Source organism: Candidatus Nanopusillus massiliensis, assembly GCF_920984865.1.
In genome coordinates this window covers 142,981-143,355 of record NZ_OV100765.1, presented here as the reverse complement: position 1 = coordinate 143,355, position 375 = coordinate 142,981, and the positions used below count along the sequence as shown (strand labels likewise).

Below are 375 nucleotides of genomic sequence, written 5' to 3'. Positions count from 1 at the left end.
ATCTAGCTAAAGCAAACTTAGAAATATCATTCATTGATTTTCTTTAATAAATATCTTNAAACTATTTATGTTTGTGATAATAAATTATTAAATTCTTCTAAAGATATGGGACCTGATTTTCTTGTTTGTAATGCATTTATTTTATCTGATAATCCAATATGTATAATCATATCTTTAGCGTCCTCTTCATATTTATTTGGATCTACAACAAATTTATCATCAATTTTTGCAAATGCAACCATTACTGGAATATTTTTATTTAATGGTAATTTTTTATTTGTCTTATTTTTTGGATTTATTTTATATTCACCATTTTCTTTAATCTATTTCTGGAAAATATGTATTCATTAATGCACATACAGATGCTAAAGTTGA

At 22.7% G+C, this 375-nt stretch carries 1 protein-coding gene; it reads right to left on the bottom strand.

Annotation, left to right across the window (positions count from 1 at the left end; genetic code table 11):
- Positions 1–65: 65 nt before the first annotated feature.
- The gene (locus LUA84_RS01075) at positions 66–242 is read right to left on the bottom strand and encodes an exosome complex component (protein WP_231434031.1); all 177 of its coding nucleotides are present in this window, start codon (positions 240–242) and stop codon (positions 66–68) included.
- Positions 243–375 lie beyond the last annotated feature (133 nt).

Bases quoted from the DNA above. Each gene is read 5' to 3' on its own strand.
- LUA84_RS01075 (WP_231434031.1), bottom strand. From the start codon at position 242: ATGGTTGCATTTGCAAAAATTGATGATAAATTTGTTGTAGATCCAAAT.